General features: G+C 60.0%; 18 protein-coding genes and 2 pseudogenes. 5 read left to right on the top strand and 15 right to left on the bottom strand.

The annotated features are described in order from the left end of the window. Nucleotides 1–21: 21 nt before the first annotated feature. The 5 genes from ACYZT8_RS07240 to aceK all read right to left on the bottom strand — a co-directional run bounded on the left by ACYZT8_RS07240 (nucleotide 22) and on the right by aceK (nucleotide 8,184). A complete protein-coding gene (locus tag ACYZT8_RS07240; protein ID WP_461980144.1) occupies nucleotides 22–258 on the bottom strand; it encodes an anti-sigma factor family protein in 237 nt (78 codons plus the stop codon). After that, the gene (locus tag ACYZT8_RS07235) at nucleotides 252–866 is read right to left on the bottom strand and encodes an RNA polymerase sigma factor (RefSeq protein WP_461980143.1); all 615 of its coding nucleotides are present in this window, start codon (nucleotides 864–866) and stop codon (nucleotides 252–254) included. The genes ACYZT8_RS07240 and ACYZT8_RS07235 overlap by 7 nt, the downstream gene beginning before the upstream one ends. 12 nt (nucleotides 867–878) lie before the next feature. Further along, on the bottom strand, nucleotides 879–2,000 hold the full coding sequence (locus ACYZT8_RS07230) for a beta-ketoacyl-ACP synthase III (protein ID WP_461980142.1): 1,122 nt from the start codon (nucleotides 1,998–2,000) through the stop codon (nucleotides 879–881). Nucleotides 2,001–2,358: 358 nt separating this feature from the next. Continuing rightward, nucleotides 2,359–6,270: an ATP-dependent RNA helicase HrpA gene (hrpA, locus tag ACYZT8_RS07225; protein ID WP_461980141.1), complete on the bottom strand. Its 3,912-nt coding sequence runs from the start codon at nucleotides 6,268–6,270 to the stop codon at nucleotides 2,359–2,361. Between the two features lie 195 nt (nucleotides 6,271–6,465). Beyond that, nucleotides 6,466–8,184 (bottom strand): bifunctional isocitrate dehydrogenase kinase/phosphatase, encoded by a 1,719-nt coding sequence (aceK, locus tag ACYZT8_RS07220; RefSeq protein ID WP_461980140.1) that lies wholly within the window; start codon nucleotides 8,182–8,184, stop codon nucleotides 6,466–6,468. A 157-nt stretch (nucleotides 8,185–8,341) separates the two neighbouring features. Here aceK and ACYZT8_RS07215 point away from each other — a divergent pair, with 157 nt between their 5' ends. Continuing rightward, on the top strand, nucleotides 8,342–9,250 hold the full coding sequence (locus ACYZT8_RS07215; RefSeq protein ID WP_461980139.1) for a DMT family transporter: 909 nt from the start codon (nucleotides 8,342–8,344) through the stop codon (nucleotides 9,248–9,250). A 131-nt stretch (nucleotides 9,251–9,381) separates the two neighbouring features. Here the strand turns inward: ACYZT8_RS07215 and ACYZT8_RS07210 are convergent. The 4 genes and pseudogenes from ACYZT8_RS07210 to cysK form a co-directional block, all read right to left on the bottom strand. After that, nucleotides 9,382–9,585 (bottom strand): annotated as a pseudogene (locus ACYZT8_RS07210) (aldehyde dehydrogenase (NADP(+))); the annotation flags it as partial. Nucleotides 9,586–9,640: 55 nt separating this feature from the next. After that, nucleotides 9,641–9,733: pseudogene (locus ACYZT8_RS07205) on the bottom strand (EamA family transporter); the annotation flags it as partial. A gap of 47 nt (nucleotides 9,734–9,780) precedes the next feature. Further along, nucleotides 9,781–10,719: an aspartyl/asparaginyl beta-hydroxylase domain-containing protein gene (locus ACYZT8_RS07200; protein WP_461980138.1), complete on the bottom strand. Its 939-nt coding sequence runs from the start codon at nucleotides 10,717–10,719 to the stop codon at nucleotides 9,781–9,783. A gap of 221 nt (nucleotides 10,720–10,940) precedes the next feature. Continuing rightward, nucleotides 10,941–11,915, bottom strand: a complete 975-nt coding sequence (cysK, locus tag ACYZT8_RS07195; RefSeq protein WP_461980137.1) for a cysteine synthase A — start codon at nucleotides 11,913–11,915, stop codon at nucleotides 10,941–10,943. A 127-nt stretch (nucleotides 11,916–12,042) separates the two neighbouring features. On the opposite strand from cysK, the gene ACYZT8_RS07190 reads away from it, so the two are divergent. Continuing rightward, a complete protein-coding gene (locus tag ACYZT8_RS07190) occupies nucleotides 12,043–13,119 on the top strand; it encodes an AsmA family protein (protein WP_461980136.1) in 1,077 nt (358 codons plus the stop codon). On the opposite strand, the gene ACYZT8_RS07185 is transcribed toward ACYZT8_RS07190, so the two are convergent. After that, complete coding sequence (locus ACYZT8_RS07185) at nucleotides 13,116–13,619, bottom strand: DUF2442 domain-containing protein (RefSeq protein ID WP_461982390.1); 504 nt, start codon at nucleotides 13,617–13,619, stop codon at nucleotides 13,116–13,118. The two genes, ACYZT8_RS07190 and ACYZT8_RS07185, sit on opposite strands and share 4 nt — an antisense overlap. A 217-nt stretch (nucleotides 13,620–13,836) precedes the next feature. Between ACYZT8_RS07185 and ACYZT8_RS07180 the strand changes: the two genes are divergently transcribed. Both ACYZT8_RS07180 and ACYZT8_RS07175 read left to right on the top strand, forming a co-directional pair. Next, the gene (locus ACYZT8_RS07180; protein ID WP_010462104.1) at nucleotides 13,837–14,682 is read left to right on the top strand and encodes an AAA family ATPase; all 846 of its coding nucleotides are present in this window, start codon (nucleotides 13,837–13,839) and stop codon (nucleotides 14,680–14,682) included. Nucleotides 14,683–14,695: 13 nt separating this feature from the next. Next, complete coding sequence (locus ACYZT8_RS07175; RefSeq protein ID WP_077749161.1) at nucleotides 14,696–15,874, top strand: vWA domain-containing protein; 1,179 nt, start codon at nucleotides 14,696–14,698, stop codon at nucleotides 15,872–15,874. 104 nt (nucleotides 15,875–15,978) lie between these two features. On the opposite strand, the gene ACYZT8_RS07170 is transcribed toward ACYZT8_RS07175, so the two are convergent. The 4 genes from ACYZT8_RS07170 to ACYZT8_RS07155 form a co-directional block, all read right to left on the bottom strand. Further along, the gene (locus tag ACYZT8_RS07170; RefSeq protein WP_461980135.1) at nucleotides 15,979–16,896 is read right to left on the bottom strand and encodes a 5-oxoprolinase subunit C family protein; all 918 of its coding nucleotides are present in this window, start codon (nucleotides 16,894–16,896) and stop codon (nucleotides 15,979–15,981) included. Next, entirely contained in the window at nucleotides 16,893–17,597 is a 705-nt protein-coding gene (locus ACYZT8_RS07165) for a 5-oxoprolinase subunit B family protein (protein ID WP_461980134.1), read from the bottom strand. Before ACYZT8_RS07165 ends, ACYZT8_RS07170 begins: the two co-directional genes overlap by 4 nt. Next, nucleotides 17,594–18,346 (bottom strand): 5-oxoprolinase subunit PxpA, encoded by a 753-nt coding sequence (locus ACYZT8_RS07160; RefSeq protein ID WP_461980133.1) that lies wholly within the window; start codon nucleotides 18,344–18,346, stop codon nucleotides 17,594–17,596. The genes ACYZT8_RS07165 and ACYZT8_RS07160 overlap by 4 nt, the downstream gene beginning before the upstream one ends. Nucleotides 18,347–18,409: 63 nt before the next feature. Next, complete coding sequence (locus tag ACYZT8_RS07155) at nucleotides 18,410–19,696, bottom strand: MFS transporter (RefSeq protein WP_094468621.1); 1,287 nt, start codon at nucleotides 19,694–19,696, stop codon at nucleotides 18,410–18,412. A gap of 158 nt (nucleotides 19,697–19,854) precedes the next feature. Here ACYZT8_RS07155 and ACYZT8_RS07150 point away from each other — a divergent pair, with 158 nt between their 5' ends. Continuing rightward, nucleotides 19,855–20,769, top strand: a complete 915-nt coding sequence (locus tag ACYZT8_RS07150) for a LysR family transcriptional regulator (RefSeq protein ID WP_461980132.1) — start codon at nucleotides 19,855–19,857, stop codon at nucleotides 20,767–20,769. 120 nt (nucleotides 20,770–20,889) lie between these two features. Here ACYZT8_RS07150 and ACYZT8_RS07145 read toward each other — a convergent pair whose 3' ends face one another. Next, nucleotides 20,890–21,432 (bottom strand): DUF2937 family protein, encoded by a 543-nt coding sequence (locus ACYZT8_RS07145; RefSeq protein ID WP_448092066.1) that lies wholly within the window; start codon nucleotides 21,430–21,432, stop codon nucleotides 20,890–20,892. Between the last annotated feature and the right edge of the window lie 11 nt (nucleotides 21,433–21,443).

Here is a 21,443-nt window from a genome sequence, read left to right as displayed (position 1 = left end):
CCCCACGGTGACTCCACGACTTTACGGAATGTCCTTGCGACGCTCTGCAGCGAGGCGTTCAGCGAGTGCATCGACCTCCGGCACTGCCTCTTCCGGCAAGACGCGCAACGTCGCCTGCATCAGCCGCATCTGACGAATGAACCGCCGGCAATTAGGGCAGAACATTAAATGATGCCGCACCATCAACTTCTCCCGAAAGCTCAACTGGCCATCGAGATAATCACTGGAACGTGCCACTTGTTCCTTACAGGTCAGCATTCGCCGGTTTCCTCAAAATGCTCTACGGTCGCAAAGACCTTCAAGCGCGCCCGATGCAGCAGCACGCGAACATTGGAGAGCGAGAGTTCCAGAAGATTACAGATCTCTTCCAGTTCCAGGCCCTGACGTTCGCGCAACAGCAACACGCTGCTTTGCAGTTCCGACAGGCTGAGCAAGGTGTGTTCGAGGCATTCGCGCAGCTCGTTTTCGGTGAGCAACGCCTCTGGGGTGTCCTGGTGCCAGGCGAACGGTGCCACCAGCCAATGACCATCGCCGGGCGAAAAACGATCATCATCGATCGTGCCATGGGGCGATGGAAGGTCATCGAGCAGCACTTCGCGACGGTTTTGCTTGTATCGACCCTTCGCCGCATTGGCGGTGATGGTCAGCAACCAGGTCTTGAGGCTCGACCGCGCCTCGAACTTGCTCAGGTTGCGCACGACTGACAGCCACGCGTCCTGCACCACTTCGTCGGCATGCCGGCTGCCGACGATCGCGTAAGCCACCGCGCGCATGGGGCTCTGGTAAGTGCTGACCAATTCCTTGAAAGCCCTCTGCTCTCCCGCCAACAGGCGTTCGAGCAGTTGGGTGTCGTCAGCAACAGCCATTGCGACCTCGTTTTAACGCTTGCGCAAAATCACGCTGCCAATCGAGTAACCCGCGCCGAACGAGCTGAGTACGGCCAAGGAACCGGCGGCCAGATCGTCCTGATGCTTGTGAAACGAAATCACCGAACCGGCGGAACTGGTGTTGGCGTAGGTGTCGAGAATCACCGGTGCTTCTTCTTCCGTGGCTTCGCGGCCCAGCAGTTTCTTGACGATCAGGTGGTTCATGCTGAGGTTGGCCTGGTGCAACCAGAAACGCTTCACGTCGCTGACGTTGAGCTTGTTCTCTTCCAGGTGGGTAGCGATCAGCTCGGCCACCATCGGGCAAACGTCGCGGAACACCTTGCGGCCTTCCTGCACGAACAGTTTGTCCTTGGCCCCGATGCCCTCTTCCGCCGCGCGGTTGAGGAAGCCGAAGTTGTTGCGGATGTTGTTGGAGAACTTGGTCAGCAGCTTGGTGCTGACCACGTCGAACTGATACTTGGACGTCGCCAGGTCAGCCCGCTCGATGATTACCGCAGTGGCCGCGTCGCCGAAGATGAAGTGGCTGTCACGGTCGCGGAAGTTCAGGTGACCGGTGCAGACTTCCGGGTTGACCATCAGGATCGCCCGGGCCTGGCCCAGTTGCACGCTGTTGGCGGCCGCCTGGATGCCGAACGTCGCCGAGGAGCAGGCAACGTTCATGTCGAAACCGAAACCCTGGATGCCCAGCGCTTCCTGGACTTCGATGGCGATGGCCGGGTAGGCGCGCTGCAGGTTGGAGCAGGCAACAATGACGCCGTCGATGTCGGCGGCGGTTTTGCCCGCACGTTGCAAGGCTTGTTCGGCCGCGCCGATGGCCATTTGGCAAAGCACCGACCACTCGTCGTTGGAACGCTCAGGCAGACGCGGTGCCATGCGTTGCGGGTCGAGGATGCCGTCCTTGTCCATGACAAAGCGGCTTTTGATGCCGGACGCTTTTTCGATGAACGCAGCGCTGGATTCGGTCAACGCTTCGACTTCGCCACGGGCGATGGCATCGGCGTTGTCGGCGTTGAATTGCGCGACGTAAGCGTTGAAAGACTGCACCAGCTCTTCATTGGAGATGCTGTTGGCCGGGGTGTACAGGCCGGTGCCGCTGATGACGACGTTATGCATGGTCGTTTCTCTAATCTGTTCAGGCAGAAAGCGTTGGCACCGACGTACCAACACACAAAGGGTCTGTTTCCGTCACGGGAAGCACACCTGGCATCGCTTTATTCCGTACCGCCCGAACCTTGAGAGGCTCAAAACCGCGGGACCGGCGTTTATAGGCGCGAAGTTTGCCATAAACATTGGGTTTTGGCCCCTCTTTGCTGGATGAAGCACCTCCTGACACAACACCTGACCTGTGGGAGCGGGCTTGCCCCGGGCGGCGTTCCGACGATGAGGCCAGCACATCCAACATCTATGTCGAATGGCCGGCCGCCATCGCGGGCAAGCCCGCTCCCACAGGGTAATGCGCAAAGCCTTGGTTCTACGGTTCGACCTGGGTCCATTGCTTGTTCAGGCGCTTGTCGGAGATCGGCACTTTGGTCCCCAACTGCTGGGCGAACAGCGAAACCCGGTATTCCTCCAGCCACCAGCGATAGAGCTCCAGCTGCGGATCGCGTTTGCCTTCCTGGGCGTGCTTGTTGGCGCGGGCCTGGTATTGGGCCCAGAGACCGGACAGTTCGCCGCTCCAGACCCGGTCCCTCTGCACCTGAGCGCCGATTTTCTCGAAGCGCTGCTCGACCGCTTTCAGGTAGCGCGGCAGTTCCTTGAGCCACTGCATCGGCGTTTCCCGGACAAACCCCGGATACACCAGATGGCTGAGCTGCTGCTTGATGTCATTCAGGGCCACCGCTTGTGCCAGGTCGATTTTGCCCTTGAAGCGTTTTTGCAGGCCGTGCCAGAGCTTGAGAATCTCCAGCGTCAGTTTCGCCAGACGCTCCGCATGCTCGGTCCAGCCACCGCGTTTACGCTCAGCCAACGCCGCCAGACCCGCACCATCACGCGGCAACGGGTCTTCGCCGTCGAGAATGCAGCTGTCGAGACTGGCCAGCAAAATGTCTTCCACCAGGCTGTCGATACGCCCCATGTCGCGGTACATCAGGCCCAGTTCGGTCAGCCCCGGCAACTTGCCGCGCAGGAACTTCGCCGGCTCGGCCAATTGCTGCATCAACAAGCGCTGCAAGGCGCGGCGATGCTGGAACTCGGCTTCGGCCGGGGTCGAGAACCGCCCTTCCTTGACCGTGCCGCTCTCTTCCACTAGCGCCGGATAGACCGTCATCGATAGCCCGGCGATTTTCTGTTGAGTCTTTTCGGCGACAGCGGCGAACACCTTCGCCTCCACCGGCTGCTGGCTTTTCGCGGTTTGCGGCACAGCCAACGCGGCCTGACTGGCCTCGGCAAAACGTGCGGTCAGCTCGGCCAGATCTCGCCCTTCGCCGAGGAACTTGCCCTGGCCATCGACGATTTCCAGGTTCATCCGCAGATGACTTTCGACCTGTTGCTCCGCTTCCGCCCACGCATCATCGCTGACCCGCGCGCCCGTCATGCGCAGCAGCTCGCGGCCCAACGCCTGAGGCAACGAACCGTCGGCGAAGGTCATGCGCTGCAACGCGGCTTTGACGAAGTCCGGCACCGGCACGAAATTCTTGCGCAGGGCCTTGGGCAGGTTGCGCACCAGCGCAATGCATTTGGCCTCGATCACGCCAGGCACCAGCCATTCCAGGCGTTCCGGCGGCAACATCGGCAACAGCGGCGCCGGCACACGCAAGGTCACACCGTCGCGCGGGTGATTCGGTTCGAAGTGGTAACTGAGGGCCAGTTCCAGATCGCCGATGTGCAAGGTGTCGGGGTAATGCAGGGCGGTGACTTCGCTGGCCTCACGGGCCAGCACGTCCTCTTCACGCATGATCAGCAACTGCGGGTCTTTCTGGCTCGTGACCCGATACCAGCTGTCGAAAGTCGCGGTCTGGTGGATCTCCGCCGGCAGTCGCGCATCGTAGAAAGCGAACAGGGTTTCTTCGTCGGCCAGAATGTCGCGACGACGGGCCTTGGCTTCCAGTTCGTCGAGCTGTTCCAGCAGTTGCTGGTTGGCCGTCAGGCACTTGGCCCTGGATTGAATCTCGCCGCGCACCAGGCCTTCGCGAATGAAAAACTCACGAGACACCACCGGGTCGATCGGCCCGTAATGCACCGGCCGGCGACCGACCACGATCAGCCCGAACAGGGTGATCTGCTCGAAGGCCACGACCTGACCGCGCTTCTTTTCCCAGTGCGGTTCGAAGTGGTTTTTCTTGATCAGGTGCCCGGCCAGCGGTTCGATCCAGTCGGAGTCGATCTTGGCGACCATGCGTGCGTAGAGCTTGGTGGTTTCCACCAGTTCGGCGGTCATCAGCCATTGCGGCCGCTTCTTGCCCAGCCCGGAGGACGGGTGAATCCAGAAGCGTCGCTGACGGGCACCGAGGTAATCGCCTTCATCGGTTTTCTGACCGATCTGGCTGAGCAGGCCCGAGAGCACGGCTTTGTGCAGTTTCGGGTAATCCGCCGGCTCTTTGTTGAGGCTCAACTGCATGTCGCGGCAGATCAGGCTCAGCTGACGGTGCGAGTCGCGCCATTCGCGCAGGCGCAGGTAATTGAGGAAATTCTTGCGGCACCAGTTGCGCAACGGGCTCGCCGTCAGCGCCTGACGCTGCTCTTCAAAACCACGCCACAGATTGACCAGCCCGGCGAAGTCCGAGTCCACGTCTTTCCATTGTGCGTGGGCCTGATCCGCCGCTTGCTGACGCTCCGGCGGACGTTCGCGCGGGTCTTGAATCGACATGGCGCTGGCAACGATCAGCACTTCCTGAAGGCTGCCGAGTTTCGCCGCTTCCAGCAGCATTCGGCCCATGCGCGGGTCCACCGGAAGGCGCGCCAACTGGCGGCCAAGCGGGGTCAGCTGGCTGTTGCGGTCCACCGCCGAGAGTTCTTGCAGCAGGTTGAAACCGTCGCTGATGGCTTTGCCATCCGGCGGCTCGATAAACGGGAAATCGGTGATCTCGCCGAGGCGCAGATGCAGCATCTGCAGGATCACCGCCGCGAGGTTGGTCCGCAGGATTTCAGGGTCGGTAAATTCCGGACGACCGATGAAGTCTTCTTCGCCATAGAGGCGGATGCAGATGCCCGGCTCGACCCGTCCGCAACGACCTTTACGCTGGTTGGCGCTGGCCTGGGAAATGGCTTCGATGGGCAGGCGCTGGACCTTGGCGCGGTAGCTGTAGCGGCTGATGCGCGCGGTGCCACTGTCGATCACGTAACGAATGCCCGGCACGGTCAGCGAAGTTTCTGCAACGTTGGTCGCCAGCACCACACGACGGCCCGGGTGCGACTGGAAAATCCGCTGCTGTTCGGCCGGCGACAGACGTGCGTACAGCGGCAGAATTTCGGTGTGCTTAAGCTGGGCCTTGCGCAGCATGTCGGCGGCGTCGCGAATCTCGCGCTCGCCGGGCAGGAACACCAGCACATCGCCAGGGCTCTTGCGCTCGCTGCGTTCGAACGCGGCGATTTCATCGAGGGTGGCGAGGATCGCCTGATCCACGGTCAAGTCGTCCTCGACGCGATTGCCCTCCTCATCCTGCTCCAGGGTCAGCGGGCGATACCAGGTTTCTACCGGGAAAGTACGGCCAGAGACTTCAACGATCGGCGCGTCATCAAAGTGCTTGGAGAAACGCTCCAGGTCGATGGTCGCCGAGGTGATGATGACTTTCAGGTCCGGCCGACGCGGCAGCAGGGTTTTCAGGTAACCGAGCAGGAAGTCGATGTTGAGGCTGCGTTCGTGGGCTTCGTCGACGATGATCGTGTCGTAGCGTTCGAGGTAGCGGTCGTTCTGGGTTTCCGCCAGCAGGATGCCGTCGGTCATCAGCTTGATCAGGGTGTTGGAATCACTCTGGTCCTCGAACCGCACTTGATAGCCGACCAGCGCGCCCAAGGGTGTCGCCAGTTCCTCGGCAACGCGGCTGGCCACGCTGCGGGCGGCAATTCGACGTGGCTGGGTGTGGCCGATCAGGCCGTGCTGGCCGCGACCGATTTCCAGGCAGATCTTCGGCAACTGAGTGGTTTTACCCGAGCCGGTCTCGCCGGCAATGATCAGCACTTGGTGCTTGAGCAGCGCTTCTTTGATTTCATCGCGCTTGGCGGCGATCGGCAAACTGTCGTCGTAACGAATCACCGGCAGGCTGGCACGCCGCGCCAACACCTGGTCACAGGACGCCTGCATGCGCGTCACCCACTGGGCCAGCTTGGCCTCGTCAGGTTTCTTGCGCAGCTCAAGCAACTGCCGCCGCAGCCGGTGGCGGTCGGCGAGCATGGCGTGATCGAGGTTTTTCAGCAGTTTGTCGATGGAAGGCGATTCGTCAGTCATCAGGTACGCAAAAGTCGTCTAGTGGCGCAGGGGGCGGATTGTCGCAGATTTGCGCCCTGCTGTGATCGTTCCCACGCTCTGCGTGGGGAATGCAGCCCGCGACGCTCCGCGTCCCAAAAGCGGACGCAGAGCGTCCATTGAGGCATTCCCACGCAGAGCGTGGGAACGATCGGTGTCGGGTGTGACGGTGTGGGACTATTCGTTATCAAGGCCTTTTCGGCGATACGGGAACACGTCGATCACCTTGCCGGCGCGAATGGATTCCTGGAGGCTTTTCCAGTAATCGGCGTTGTACAACTCGCCATGTAACTGGTCAAACAGCTTCCTCTGCCCGGAATCGGCAAACAGGAACGGCGGAAACTCTTCGGGAAACACATCCAGCGGCCCGATCGAATACCACGGTTCGGACGCCATCTCGTCTTCCGGTGTGCGCGGTTGCGGGATGTGACGGAAGTTGGCCTCCGTCAGGAAACAAATCTCGTCATAGTCATAAAACACCACGCGACCGTGCCGGGTGACGCCGAAGTTCTTCAACAGCATGTCGCCGGGAAAGATGTTCGCCGCCGCCAGTTGTTTGATCGCCAGACCGTAATCTTCCAGCGCCTCGCGCACCTGCGCCTCGTTGGCGTTTTCCAGGTACAGATTCAGCGGGGTCATTCGCCGTTCAGTCCAGCAGTGACGAATCAACACCGTGTCGCCTTCCACCGACACCGTGGACGCGGCCACCTCAAGCAGTTCTTCCAGGCACGCCGGATCGAACTTGCTCAACGGGAAGCGAAAATCGGCGAATTCCTGGGTATCGGCCATGCGCCCGACGCGGTCGACGCTTTTCACCAGTCGGTATTTTTCGATCACCGTGGCGCGGTCGACGTTTTTCGACGGCGAGAAACGGTCCTTGATGATTTTGAACACGGTGTTGAAGCCCGGCAACGTGAACACGCTCATCACCATGCCGCGCACACCGGGGGCCATGATGAATTGGTCGTCGGTGCTGGCCAGGTGATTGATCAGCGCCCGGTAGAACTCGGACTTGCCGTGCTTGTAGAAACCAATCGAGGTGTACAGCTCGGCGATGTGTTTGCCCGGCAGGATCCGCCGCAGGAAACCGATGAACTCCGCCGGCACCGGCACATCCACCATGAAATACGAGCGAGTGAACGAGAAGATGATCGACACGTCCGCTTCATCGGTGATCAGCGCATCGATCTGGATGCCGCGACCTTCGAGGTGCAGCAGCGGAATCGCCAGCGGCCATTGCTCGTCGTTGGTGTAGATGCGTCCCACCAGGTACGCGCCCTTGTTGCGGTAGAGCACCGAGGAAAACAGTTCGACGCTCAATTCCGGGTCCTTGCACACCCAGTCCGGCAGGTTCTCGCGCAGTTGTGCTTCGAGGCGGCGCAAGTCGCCGGCCAGATCGGCGTAATCCTCGCTGAAGCTGTAATCGGCAAAAATGCTCGCGAGCATGCCGGACAACTGGCCCTGCGGCTTGTAGGTCCGGGTTTGCGCAGCACGAGCCCGGCGCAGGCTTGGCCGGGTGGTGTGAATGAACATGCAGCCGTCGCTGATCAGGTCATGGCTGAACAGCCCGCAGAAAATCGAGTTGTACCAGGTCTCGGACAGTTCATCGTCGAAGCGCAGGTCGATCAGGGTGATGTAAGCGCTTTTGACCAGCGGCCAGCAACTGACGTCCAGCGTGTCGGCGTCAAACGCGATGCGCAGGCGGTCGACCGTTTCGCTGACTTTCTCTTCGTACAGATTGATCCGCGCGGCCGAGGCTACCTGGGCCTCCTGCCACTTGGCCTGCTCAAAACGGGCCCGGGCGCCGTCGGTGATCTGGCGGAAATGCTCGCGGTAATCGTCAAAGCCATCGAGGATCATTCGGGCGATGTCGGCGGCTGGCCATTGCTGCGGCATGGTGAGACCTCTGCGGGAATTCGGGAGCCCTGAGCTTAGCCAGTGAACCGGGTGCAGGAGAAGCGTAATTTTCGGCTTGAGTTAAATGCTCGTTTTTCGGTTGCCATGGATAAGGCGCTCGGCAACACTCTCGTCCTCATCAAGGAAGGAATGCACCGTGAGCCCTGTCGATACTTTCCGTTTACTGTCGCTGGCAGCGATCTGGGGTGCGAGCTTTCTGTTCATGCGCATCATCGCCCCAGTGATTGGCACAATCCCCACGGCCTTTTTCCGCGTGTCGATTGCCGCCACCGGCTTGCTGGTGATCCTCGGGCTGATGCGCATCAGCTGGGATTTCAAAGGCAAGCTGAAGACGGTGATGCTGCTTGGCGTGATCAACTCCGGGATTCCGGCGACGCTCTATTCCGTGGCCGCCCAAGTGCTGCCGGCCGGCTATTCGGCGATTTTCAATGCCACCACGCCATTGATGGGCGTATTGATCGGCGGTCTGTTTTTCCATGAAAGACTGACCGCTGCCAAGCTTGGCGGCGTGTTCCTCGGGCTGCTCGGCGTAGGCGTCCTGACCCGAGCCGGGCCGGTGGCGTTCGACATGGAATTGCTGATGGGCGCCGTCGCCTGCCTGCTCGCCACCACCTGTTATGGCTTTGCCGGGTTCCTGGCCCGCCGCTGGCTTGATCACGCGGGCGGTCTCGACAGCCGTCTTTCGGCGCTGGGCAGCATGCTCGGGGCGACGCTGTTTTTGCTGCCGTTGTTCGGCTACAGCGTAATCAGCCAGCCACCGGCCAGCTGGGGCGGCTGGAATGTCTGGCTGTCGTTGCTCGGGTTGGGGCTGGTGTGTACCGCGCTTGCATACATCATTTACTTCCGTTTGCTCAGCTCGATCGGACCAGTGAGGTCGATGACCACGACCTTCCTGATCCCGCCGTTCGGGGTGTTGTGGGGGGCGCTGTTGCTGGATGAGCCGCTGTCGATGGCGCATATCTATGGCGGGGTGTTGATTGCGGCGGCGTTGTGGCTGGTGTTGAAGCCTTCGGTGGTGAAGGCTGCGGCGGTGGCGGCCAAGTAGATTTGTGGAGTGGCTGATGCCGTCATCGCGGGCAAGCCCGCTCCCACAGGGTTTGGTATTGATCACAGAATCTGTATACGACACCAATCACTGTGGGAGCGGGCTTGCCCGCGATGGCGCCAGCTCAGACACTACAAAGCTGACTGACTCACCTCCCCATCCACCAACCGCCGAATCCCCAGCGGATTGGCGTTCTGCAACGCCTCCGGCAGCAACGCATCCGGATAATTCTGGAAGCACATCGGCCGCAGAAACCGCTCAATCGCCAACGTCCCGACCGACGTCCCACGCGAATCCGACGTCGCCGGATACGGCCTGCCATGCACCATCGCTTCACCGGTGCCGGCCAAATGAAAAAGGCCCGGAGCAACGTTCCAGGCCTTATCATTTTTACACTGTTTTACGGAACACGAAGACCAGACCGATGATGCCCAGCATGCTCAATGCCGCCAGCCGATTACCAAAAATCGGGTAGTCCATCACCGTCATAAAAAAACCGCTCCCAAGGAGCGGTTTTCTATTGCATCCAGTCACCCAAACAACCAATCCCCCAACAACGTCAACACCACCACCGCCAGCACCGGCCGAAGCACGCGGTATGCCTTGGGATTACGACGCTTCCAGCGCTTGACCACACCGCTGACCTTGTCGCTGGAACTCTTGCTCCAGGCGTAAACCTGGTTAATCCCGCCAACCCGTTCATCATCAAGATTCTGTGGTGCGGTGGCGCGACCGAGCGAGCCGCTGACCCAGCGGTTGATACGAGTCATGACACGGCTGCTCAGCGGTCGCTCGATGTCACAGAACAGAATGACTCGAGTTTTCTCGGTTTCGTTCTTGACCCAATGCACGTAGGTCTCATCGAACATCACGTCTTCACCGTCACGCCAGGCGTAAACCTGACCGTCGACAAAAATGCGGCAGTCATCGGAGTTAGGCGTCGACAGCCCCAGGTGATAACGCAACGAACCGGCAAACGGATCGCGGTGCGGGTTGAGGTGGCTGCCACCCGGCAGCAACGCGAACATCGCGCCCTTGACGTTGGGAATGCTGCTGACCAAGGCCACGGTTTTCGGGCACAAGGTTTCGGCTGATGGCAGAGGTTTGTCGTACCACTTGAGGTAGAAACGTTTCCACCCTTTCTTGAAGAACGAACCGAAACCGGCATCGTTGTTCTTTTCGGCGGCACAGATGTAACCCTCGTCGAACAGGTGCATGGCTTCGTCGCGGATAACTTCCCAGTTGTCCTTGAGTACGTCCAGCTCCGGGAATTTGCTGCGGTCCAGATAGGGTTTGGACGGCACGCCGGAGAACAGGTACATCAACGCGTTGTACGGTGCGAACAGGGCCGAATGGTTGACGAACTGACGCAGAACCGGCAATCGAGCCTTGCCGCGCAAATGCACATAGAGGGTGCTACCCAGGAATAGCAGCAACACTGACGCTTTCGCGGCAAAGGAAAAGGTCATCTACGGCTCCTTGAGTATTGGTTCTATGCACAACGCCATTTACCCGACGTGGCAGTCGGCCATGATAAACACTACCGGCCTCGGGAAAAACCCGCAAAACTCGACATTCAGTATTAAGGTTTGTGCAATAAAGCACTTATTAACATAAGGTTCCTGAACGGGGGCTGACCTGAATCAGCCCCCTCGCCACACGTTTAAACGATCGCGCAGACGTCACCGCTTTACTGCTGATTCTCCTGCTCGGTAAACAGATCACTGAACAACATGCTCGACAGATAGCGCTCACCGGAGTCCGGCAGGATCACCACGATAGTCTTGCCCTGCATTTCCGGTGTTTCGGCCAAACGCACCGCCACCGCCATCGCGGCGCCACAGGAAATACCGCACAAAATCCCTTCTTCCTGCATCAGGCGCAGGGCCATGGCCTTGGATTCGTCGTCGCTGACCAACTCAACCCGATCGACCATCGCCAGATCCAGATTCTTCGGGACAAAACCGGCACCGATCCCCTGGATTTTGTGAGGGCTAGGCTTGATCTCCTCACCGGCAATCGCCTGAGAAATCACAGGCGACACCATCGGCTCCACCGCCACCGAGATAATCGGTTTGCCCTGGGTATTCTTGATATACCGCGAAACGCCAGTAATGGTTCCGCCGGTTCCAACACCCGCTACCAGCACATCGACCGCGCCGTCGGTGTCGTTCCAGATTTCCGGGCCGGTGGTTTTCTCGTGGATGGCCGGGTTGGCCGGGTTGTCGAACTGCGCCGGCATGAAGTATTTGGCCGGATCGCTGGCCAGAATTTCGGCAGCCTTCTCGATTGCGCCCTTCATGCCCTTGGCCGGTTCGGTCAATACCAGTTCGGCGCCCAGCGCCTTGAGAACCTTGCGTCGCTCTATGCTCATCGACGCCGGCATCGTCAGCATCAATTTGTAACCACGGGCAGCGGCAACAAACGCCAGGCCAATGCCGGTATTGCCCGACGTCGGTTCGATGATGGTCATGCCAGGCTTTAGTTTGCCGGAGCTTTCGGCGTCCCAGATCATGCTCGCGCCGATCCGGCACTTGACCGAATAACCCGGGTTGCGCCCTTCGATCTTGGCCAGGATGGTCACGCCGCGTGGGGCAATGCGGTTGATCTGCACCAGCGGCGTATTGCCGATGGAATGGGCGTTGTCAGCGTAAATACGGCTCATGGCTGGGTCCTTGTACAGCGTTGAATAAGCTCCCAAAGGTATGCCTGTTGCCGATGGTCGTCCAGTCAGGTCGAACGTCCGGTGGCCGCCGCAGTCAATGGCTTTACATCGCCAGAGATTTGCTGCCATGAAACGTCGATACAGTTGGCCCCTGTGGACCTTCGCCGGCCTCGTTGTGCTGCTGATTGCCCTGCACATCGCCCTGCCCTACCTGGTGCGCGATTACCTGAACGACAAACTGGCAGACATGGGTGATTACCGAGGTCAGGTCACCGACGTGGACCTGGCCTGGTGGCGCGGCGCCTACAAAATCAACGGTTTGAAAATCGTCAAGGTCGACGGCAAGGTCCCGGTGCCGTTCGTCAATGCGCCGCTGATCGACCTTTCTGTCAGTTGGCACTCACTCTGGTCCGACCGCGCAGTGGTGGCCGAGGTGCAGTTCTTCAACCCCGAGGTGAACTTCGTCGACGGCGGCGCCAACAAACAAAACTCCCAGACCGGTCAAGGCACCGACTGGCGCGCACAGTTGGGTAAACTGGCACCGTTCACCTTTAATGAAATACGCATCTACGACGGCAAGATCACCTTTCGAAACTTCAATTCCAAGCCCCCCGTCAACATGAACGCCACCCAGGTCAACGCCAGCCTTTACAACCTGACCAACGTGGTCGATACCGAAGGCAAGCGCGACGCCCGCTTTGAAGGCAAGGCGCTGTTGCTGGGCCACGCGCCACTGGAAACAACGGCAACCTTCGACCCGTTAAGCAACTTTGAAGACTTCGAGTTCCGCCTGCGGGCCAAGGACATTGAACTCAAACGCATGAACGACTTCGCCTCGGCCTATGGCAAGTTCGACTTCAACGCCGGTCACGGCGATGTGGTGATAGAAGCGCAAGCCAAGAAAGCCAAACTGACCGGCTACATCAAACCGCTGTTGAAAGACGTCGACGTGTTCAACTGGCAGCAGGATGTGGAAAACAAGGACAAGGGACTTTTCCGTTCCATCTGGGAGGCCATCGTCGGGGGCTCCGAAACCGTGCTGAAAAATCAGGGCAAGAACCAATTCGCAACTCGCGTCGAACTGAGCGGCAATGTGCATCGACAAGATATCAGCGCGTTCCAGGCGTTTTTGCAGATTTTACGCAATGGTTTTGTTCAGGCATTCAATGCCCGGTATGAACGGCCGAAGCCGGAGGCTGGTTAGGGTTTGCGCGTAACGGTGTAGCGCCCGGTTTCTTCGGCGGCCCGCATCGGGCTCGCTTGCTGCTGCAGGAAATCCCAGCCCAGACAGGCCAGCGCCAATGATCGGGGCACCGGTTCACGCCCGCTGCTATAACGCGTGATGCTGCGGGCGCTAACTCCCAACGCTTCCGCCGCCTGATTGAGCGGCAATCCGGTACGGGCGCGCCAATCGATAAAGATCCGGGTGTTTTCGTCCGATGCGTTTTGCGCGAGCGCATCCAGATAAAGAGTGTCGGCGCCGATCTGGATGTCGTGCTCGGGCCACTCGACACTCCAGCCGTCATCGCCCGACATTGCACTTTCGAATGCGCCAGCCTCCAGCAATGGCTGCAATCCTGAATAGGCGTGCAAGTCGTGACTCAAATCGAGGGTCAGTTGCTGACCGTCGATAAACGTCAGCGCCAGGCGGTAGTCCGGCAACGCCTGCACAGCCGACAGCCGTGGTCGTTTCATCGGTAACATCGATTCTTTAGACATGCCCCGCAAGCTATCGCCAAAATGGCGATAGCTCAATACTGGCTAGCAGCCGAGACTGAGTCAAGATGTGACGCCCCATTCAGAGACTGAATAAGCCGTCTGCGTTCACAGTCGACGGGGCAGCGCGTTATAGTCGGGTACTACAATTATTGCGCTCCGCCCTGCCCCGTTCAGGTCGGCATTACCGTTCGAGGATTAGCAGATGAAGTTCGAAGGCACCCAGGCCTACGTCGCCACCGATGACCTGAAGCTGGCGGTCAACGCCGCCATTACCCTGGAGCGTCCACTGCTGGTCAAGGGCGAGCCGGGCACCGGCAAAACCATGCTCGCCGAACAACTGGCCGAGTCCTTCGGCGCCAAATTGATCACCTGGCACATCAAGTCCACGACCAAGGCGCATCAGGGCCTGTACGAGTACGACGCGGTCAGCCGTCTGCGTGACTCGCAACTGGGCACGGAAAAGGTCCATGACGTTCGCAACTACCTGAAAAAGGGCAAGCTCTGGGAGGCTTTCGAGTCCGAAGAGCGGGTGATCCTGTTGATCGACGAAATCGACAAGGCTGACATCGAGTTCCCCAACGACCTGTTGCAAGAACTCGACAAGATGGAGTTCTACGTTTACGAGATCGACGAGACCATCAAGGCCAAGAAACGCCCGATCATCATCATTACCTCCAACAACGAGAAAGAGCTGCCGGACGCGTTCCTGCGCCGCTGCTTCTTCCACTACATCGCGTTCCCCGATCGCGTGACGCTGCAGAAGATCGTCGACGTGCACTACCCGAACATCAAGAAGGACCTGGTCAGCGAAGCGCTGGACGTGTTCTTCGACGTTCGCAAGGTCCCTGGCCTGAAGAAAAAGCCGTCGACCTCGGAGCTGGTGGACTGGCTGAAACTGCTGATGGCCGACAACATCGGCGAAGCGGTATTGCGCGAACGCGATCCGACCAAAGCGATTCCGCCGCTGGCAGGCGCACTGGTGAAGAACGAACAGGACGTTCAGTTGCTTGAGCGTCTGGCGTTCATGAGCCGTCGCGGCACCCGCTAAGAGGCTGATCGCCATGCTGCTCAACCTGTTCAATGAAATGCGCGCAGCCAAGGTGCCGGTCTCGGTGCGCGAGCTGCTGGACCTGATCAACGCGCTGAAACAGCGCGTGACCTTCGCCGACATGGACGAGTTCTATTACTTGTCCCGGGCAATTCTGGTGAAGGACGAACGGCATTTCGACAAGTTCGACCGCGCGTTCGGCGCCTACTTCAATGGCCTGGAAAAACTCGACGATCACCTTCAGGCGTTGATTCCTGAAGACTGGCTGCGCAAGGAATTCGAACGTTCCCTGACCGAAGAAGAGCGGGCCGCGATCCAGTCCCTCGGCGGCCTGGACAAGCTGATCGAAGAGTTCAAGAAACGCCTCGAAGAACAGAAAGAACGTCACGCCGGCGGCAACAAGTGGATCGGCACCGGCGGCACCAGCCCGTTCGGCTCCGGCGGCTTCAACCCGGAAGGCATTCGGGTCGGCGATGCCGGCAAGCGCCAGGGCAAAGCGGTCAAGGTGTGGGATCAGCGCGAGTACAAGAACCTCGACGATTCGGTCGAGTTGGGCACGCGCAATATCAAGGTCGCCCTGCGTCGCTTGCGCAAATTTGCGCGTCAGGGTGCGGCGGAAGAGCTGGACATCGATGGCACCATCGACCACACCGCGCGCGATGCCGGCCTGCTGAACATCCAGATGCGGCCGGAGCGGCGCAACACCGTCAAGCTGTTGCTGCTGTTCGACATCGGCGGCTCGATGGACGCTCACGTGAAGATTTGCGAGGAGTTGTTTTCGGCCTGCAAGACCGAGTTCAAGCACCTGGAGTACTTCTACTTCCACAACTTCATTTATGAATCGGTGTGGAAGAACAACATGCGCCGCACTTCCGAGCGCACGTCGACCCAGGACCTGCTGCACAAGTACGGCGCCGACTACAAAGTGATCTTCATTGGCGATGCTGCAATGGCGCCTTATGAAATCACCCAGGCCGGTGGCAGCGTCGAGCACTGGAACGAAGAAGCCGGTTATGTGTGGATGCAGCGGTTCATGGAGAAGTACAAGAAGGTCATCTGGATCAACCCGTATCCGAAAGATACGTGGGGCTATACGTCTTCGACCAATATCGTGCGGGACTTGATTGACGACCAGATGTACCCGCTGACGTTGCGCGGGTTGGAGGAAGGGATGCGGTTTCTTTCCAAATAGAGCGTTGACCTTGTGGCGAGGGAGCTTGCTCCCGTTGGGCTGCGCAGCAGTCCCATTTTTGGGGCCGCTTCGCAGCCCAGCGGGAGCAAGCTCCCTCGCCACAGTTAGAACCGGCGCAAATACTCGACCTGCTCCCGATGCGCTACCTCTTGCACCACCGGCCGCAATCGCACCTTCGCACCTGGCAAACACTGCGCCAGCCGTGCCAGCGCCAACGGCGTCAACGCCCCCAATCGCGGATAACCGCCAATGGTCTGCCGATCATTGAGCAACACAATCGGCTGCCCATCCGGCGGCACTTGGACGGCGCCGAGGGGTATGCCTTCGGAAATCATCGGTTTGCCCTGGTACTGCAACGCCGTTCCCAGCAAGCGAATGCCCATGCGGTCGGCACGGCTGTCGAGGGTCCAGACGCTGTTGAATGCATCGAACAGACTTTGCCCGCTGAACTCACCGATCTGCGCGCCGAGGACCAGATCCAGTGGCGAATCGACTTTGAAGTCCGGCCGATGCTCCATCGGCAACTCCCGCAGCAATAACAGCGCACTTCCGCGATAGCTTAACTGAGCGTCTTTGGCCAAAGGCCGGCCCATTCCATCCAGACCGCCAAGCTCTTCACGAACCACCGTCGCGCTGCTGCCCAACACCTTCGGCGCCTCAAACCCGCCCGGCGCCGCCAGGTAAGCCCGCGCCCCGAGCAGTGGCTGAGTGAATTGCAACCGCTGGCCTTTGTTCAGCCGGAAACTGCGCCACGGCGCCAGTGCCTCACCATCCACTTGCGCGCCCAGATCCGCCCCGGCCAGCGCCAACACGCAATCTTCCTCGGCCACGACGCTGAATCCGCCGAGGGTGATTTCAATCACCGGCGCATCCAGCCCGTTACCCAGCAGCCAGTTGGCCCACGACATCGAGCGCCAATCCAAGCCGCCGCCCTGAGTCACGCCCAGATGCCGCACGCCGAAACGGCCAGCGTCCTGCAACAGGCACAGCGGCGTACTCGCCTCAATCAATAGACGGCTCATGCCTGGGCCTCCAAGGGCGTGTCGTCACCGCCCAGGTTGATGAACTCGGCATGACTGACCGCTTCAAAGCGCACGGTGTCACCCGGTTGCATCAGACTGTAGCCGTCGCGTTCGCGGTCGAACAATTTGGCCGGCGTGCGGCCGATCAGGTTCCAGCCGCCGGGGGAAACCACCGGGTAGGCGGCGGTTTGCCGTTCGGCGATGCCGACACTGCCGGCGGCAACCTTTTTACGCGGTGTATTCAGGCGCGGCGCGGCGAGTACTTCCTCCACCAGCCCCATGAAGGCGAACCCTGGTGCAAAGCCCAAGGCGAACACCTGATATTCGCGCTCGCTGTGACGACGGATCACCTCGTGCACCGACAGCCCGCTGCGCTGAGACAACAGGCTCAGCTCCGGGCCGACGCTCAGGTCATACCAGACCGGCAACACATGGCATTTGCCGCCGGTGCGGGCGTTGGGTGACAGGTCGATCAGCGCTTCGGCGATCAGTTCCCGGGCCTGCGCCGGACTCAACGCAGTCAGGTCGTAATGCACCATCAACGTCGTGTAAGACGGCACCAGATCGATCAAATGCCCGGCGAACGCCGCACGCAGGTTTTCGCTGGCCGCCAGCATCCACGGCATATTGGCTTCGGCAATTTCGTCGAACAGACGCACCATCAGACAATCCAGCGCCACTACCTCAACCCGCAGTTTCATGGCGCGCTCTGCTGATCAAGTGCTTCGCGAATCCGGCGCACGGCGGCTACCGAACTGGCGTTGTCGCCGTGGACGCAAAGGGTGTTGGCCTGTAAATGCAACGAGCTGCCGTCGCTGGCGGTGAGGTTGTCGCCACGGGCGATGGTCAGCGCCTGCTCGATAATTCGCTCGGGATCGTGATGCACTGCCCCCGGCAGTTGCCGCGAAACCAGCATACCGGCGCTGTCGTAGGCGCGATCGGCGAAGGCTTCGAACCACAGGGTCACGCCGTATTCTTCACCCAGTTGCTGCGCGGCGCTGTTGTCGCGAGTGGCCATCAGCATCAACGGCAGGGTCCGGTCATACGCCGCCACGGCCTGAAGCACCGCGCGCAATTGCGCCGGGTTGGCCATCATGTCGTTGTACATCGCACCGTGCGGTTTGACGTAACTGATGCGCCCGCCCTGGGCCCGGCAAATGCCGTCGAGGGCGCCGATCTGGTAATGCAGAATGTCCTGAAGTTCTTGGGCGGTGTAGGCCATGGAGCGGCGGCCGAAACCCACCAGATCCTGATAGGCCGGGTGCGCACCGATCTTCACGCCGTTGCTCAAGGCCAGGCTGACGGTCTTGCGCATGATGCTCGGGTCGCCGGCATGGAAGCCGCAGGCGATGTTGGCGCAATCAATGAAGGGCATGACCTCGGCGTCCAGACCCATGGTCCAGTTGCCGAAACTCTCGCCGATGTCGCAGTTCAATAGCAGGCGGCTCACGGTGAACACTCCTGTAGGCATTTTCTTTTTTTACTGCCGGGCAGTTGCCCCGCAGATTATCAGTTACTCGGCTTCGAGTTGTTTGCCACGGGTTTCCGGCAGGCTCAACGCCGCAAGGATCACCACCCCGTAGGAAACCGCCGCAAACGCCCCGATGCCTACGCTCAATGGCACCTTCTGGCTCATCAAACCGATCAACAGCGGGAACAACGCCGCCAGCGCCCGGCCGATGTTGTAGCAAAAACCCTGGCCCGAGCCGCGAATCCGCGTCGGAAACAGCTCGGTCAAAAACGCGCCCATGCCACTGAAAATCCCCGAGGCGAAGAAGCCCAGCGGGAAGCCCAGCCACAGCATCACGCCATTACTCACCGGTAATTGGGTATAGAGCAGCACGATGGTGAACGAGCCCACGGCGAACAGGATGAAGTTCTTTTTGCGCCCGAGGATGTCGGTCAAATACGCACTGATGACGTAGCCGACGTAGGAACCGACGATCACCATCGCCAGATAACCGCCCGTGCCAAGTACGCTCAAACCGCGCTCGTTCTTCAGAAAAGTCGGCAGCCAGGACGTGATCGCGTAGTAACCGCCCAGTGCGCCAGTGGTCAGTACCGAAGCGCGAATCGTGGTGAACAGGATGCCGGGGGCGAAGATCTCGTAGAACTTAGCCGCGTTGCCAGGTTCCTGCTTGGCCTTGGCTTCGCGGTAGATCTCCGGGTCCTTGACCAGTCGACGGACGAAAATCACGAAAATCGCCGGCACGATGCCCAGGATAAACAGCGCGCGCCAAGCGTCTTCTGGCGGCAGTACCGAGAATAGCAGCGCATAGAGAATCGCCGTCAGCCCCCAACCCAGCGCCCAGCCCGATTGCACCATGCCCACCGCTTTGCCGCGGTCCTTGGCGCGAATGACTTCGCCCATCAGCACCGCGCCGGCGGTCCACTCACCGCCAAAGCCGAAGCCCATCAGGGTGCGGCTGATCAAGAGTTGCTCGTAGTTTTGCGCGAAGCCGCAGAGGAAGGTGAAGAAGGCGAACCACAACACCGTCAGTTGCAAGGTGCGCACGCGGCCGATGCGGTCGGACAGAATGCCTGCAACCCAACCGCCGATGGCTGAAGCAATGAGGGTGCTGGTGTGAATCAGCCCGGCCTCGCCGGTGGTGATGCCCCACATGGCAATCAGGGTCGGCACCACGAAGCTGAGCATCTGGGTGTCCATGCCGTCCAGGCCATAGCCGATCTTGCAGCTCCAGAAGGTGCGGCGCTCCTGCTGATTGATGTTGCGATACCAGTCGAAAGGACCCGGGCGAGGCGTGGCTTTGGGGATGTCGAGCGTGTCGGGCGCACTCATGGCGAATCTCCGTGCAGATTTTATTGGTATTGTTCTGAGCCCCGACGACGCCTATCGTGGGAACCGGATGGCCTGATTTTTGGGCGCCCGGCCCTGTTGCGTCCAACTAATAAAACCCCGCCCTAGACATAAGAATTCTTTATCCCCGAGCAGATCCCATGAATTTGAAGTTTCTCGAGACCTTCGTCTGGGTCGCCCGACTCAAGAGTTTTCGCCTGACCGCAGACAAGCTCTTCACCACCCAAGCGTCGATTTCCAGTCGCATCGCGGTGCTCGAAGGCGAGCTCGGGGTGAAGTTGTTTCTTCGCGATTCCCGAGGCGTGAGCCTAACGCCCGAAGGCTTGAAAGTGCTCGAATACGCCGAGCAGATGATGGACACCATGCAGGCCCTCAAGCAGTCGATCGAGACACGTTCGAGCAAGGTCGGACGCGTGCGGATCGGCGTGATGGACACGGTGATCCACACGTGGCTGAGCCCGTTGGTGGCACAGATGATGGATCATTATCCGCTGGTGGAAATCGAGCTGGTGGCCGATACGGCGCTCAACCTCTGCGATCAGCTGCAAAAAGGCTTTCTCGACCTGATCCTGCAAACCGACCTCGTTCGTCAGGAAAGCGTGCGCAGCCTGGAGCTGGCGAGCCATCCGATGGGCTGGATCGTGGCCAGTAATTCGATCTACAACCGTGAGTACTCAGGCATTGCCGATCTGGCGCGAGAGCGGATCATTACTTACTCGAAGAACTCACATCCGCATCAGGACATTCTGAGCCTGATGCAGGCTAACGGGGTGATGACGCCTCGGCTGAACTGCGTGAATTCGGTGTCGGCGATTACCCGGTTGCTGCGTGATGGATTCGGGATTGGGGCGTTGCCGCCGGTATTGGTGGCCGAGGAGCTGGCTCGGGGGGAATTGACTTTGCTGACCATTGATCAACAGCTGCCGAACTTGCAGGTCGTGGTGTCGTGGCGGGTTGGCGTGGAGTGGGTCGAGGAGATCGTGGCGTTGTGTCAGCAGGTGCTGGAAGGGTATGCGCGCAAGGTGGGTAAAGACTACATCACCCTGGCGCGCTGAGCTGATCGTTCCCACGCTCTGCGTGGGAATGCAGCCCGGGACGCTCCGCGTCCCATCCGAAGCCGAACGCGGAGCGTCCGCTGAGGCATTCCCACGCGGAGCGTGGGAACGATCATCGGCCTAAAGGCCGCGCACATCCCGGTCTTCGATCGGGCGGCTCTGGCGCAGGCGTTTGCCGCCCAGCACCACCCAGTCGATCAGACGGAACAGGCACTCGATGCCGAAGGACAGCAGCAGCGCACCGCTCATGCCCCAGATCATCGCTTCCGGTGTCAGCAGGATCTGGTAGCTGTAGCCATTCCAGGTTTCCTTGCGAATATCCGGATCAGCCGCCAGCGCAACCTGCAGGACGCGGATGTACCACGGGCCCTGCATGGCCTGGAACTGTTTATCGAGCGCCAGCTGACGGGTGAGCAGGGTGCTCAGGCTGTCGGCGTCGCTGCGAAAAATAGGGTCTTCGCTGGCGCGGTAGTGGGCGACCAGCGCCTGCATATCGCCCTTGAAGAACTGATTGGCCGTGCCCTGAAAACCGCTCAGGCCGGTCTGCGCCTCAATCAGATGCGCTTCGACACGCTTGGCGTAATCGTTGATGAACCCCGGCACCTGGACACCGATCAACAGGCCCGCCGCAAACAACACCAGCCGTAGATAACTGAGCAACATCGGGTGAGATC

The sequence above is a fragment of the Pseudomonas sp. LB3P93 genome, from assembly GCF_054898025.1.
This window is presented reverse-complemented; position numbering and strand designations above follow the sequence as displayed.

Bases quoted from the DNA above. Each gene is read 5' to 3' on its own strand.
- ACYZT8_RS07240 (WP_461980144.1), bottom strand. From the start codon at position 258: ATGCTGACCTGTAAGGAACAAGTGGCACGTTCCAGTGATTATCTCGAT.
- ACYZT8_RS07235 (WP_461980143.1), bottom strand. From the start codon at position 866: ATGGCTGTTGCTGACGACACCCAACTGCTCGAACGCCTGTTGGCGGGA.
- ACYZT8_RS07230 (WP_461980142.1), bottom strand. From the start codon at position 2,000: ATGCATAACGTCGTCATCAGCGGCACCGGCCTGTACACCCCGGCCAAC.
- hrpA (WP_461980141.1), bottom strand. From the start codon at position 6,270: ATGACTGACGAATCGCCTTCCATCGACAAACTGCTGAAAAACCTCGAT.
- aceK (WP_461980140.1), bottom strand. From the start codon at position 8,184: ATGCCGCAGCAATGGCCAGCCGCCGACATCGCCCGAATGATCCTCGAT.
- ACYZT8_RS07200 (WP_461980138.1), bottom strand. From the start codon at position 10,719: ATGACCTTTTCCTTTGCCGCGAAAGCGTCAGTGTTGCTGCTATTCCTG.
- cysK (WP_461980137.1), bottom strand. From the start codon at position 11,915: ATGAGCCGTATTTACGCTGACAACGCCCATTCCATCGGCAATACGCCG.
- ACYZT8_RS07190 (WP_461980136.1), top strand. From the start codon at position 12,043: ATGAAACGTCGATACAGTTGGCCCCTGTGGACCTTCGCCGGCCTCGTT.
- ACYZT8_RS07185 (WP_461982390.1), bottom strand. From the start codon at position 13,619: ATGTTACCGATGAAACGACCACGGCTGTCGGCTGTGCAGGCGTTGCCG.
- ACYZT8_RS07180 (WP_010462104.1), top strand. From the start codon at position 13,837: ATGAAGTTCGAAGGCACCCAGGCCTACGTCGCCACCGATGACCTGAAG.
- ACYZT8_RS07175 (WP_077749161.1), top strand. From the start codon at position 14,696: ATGCTGCTCAACCTGTTCAATGAAATGCGCGCAGCCAAGGTGCCGGTC.
- ACYZT8_RS07170 (WP_461980135.1), bottom strand. From the start codon at position 16,896: ATGAGCCGTCTATTGATTGAGGCGAGTACGCCGCTGTGCCTGTTGCAG.
- ACYZT8_RS07165 (WP_461980134.1), bottom strand. From the start codon at position 17,597: ATGAAACTGCGGGTTGAGGTAGTGGCGCTGGATTGTCTGATGGTGCGT.
- ACYZT8_RS07155 (WP_094468621.1), bottom strand. From the start codon at position 19,696: ATGAGTGCGCCCGACACGCTCGACATCCCCAAAGCCACGCCTCGCCCG.
- ACYZT8_RS07150 (WP_461980132.1), top strand. From the start codon at position 19,855: ATGAATTTGAAGTTTCTCGAGACCTTCGTCTGGGTCGCCCGACTCAAG.
- ACYZT8_RS07145 (WP_448092066.1), bottom strand. From the start codon at position 21,432: ATGTTGCTCAGTTATCTACGGCTGGTGTTGTTTGCGGCGGGCCTGTTG.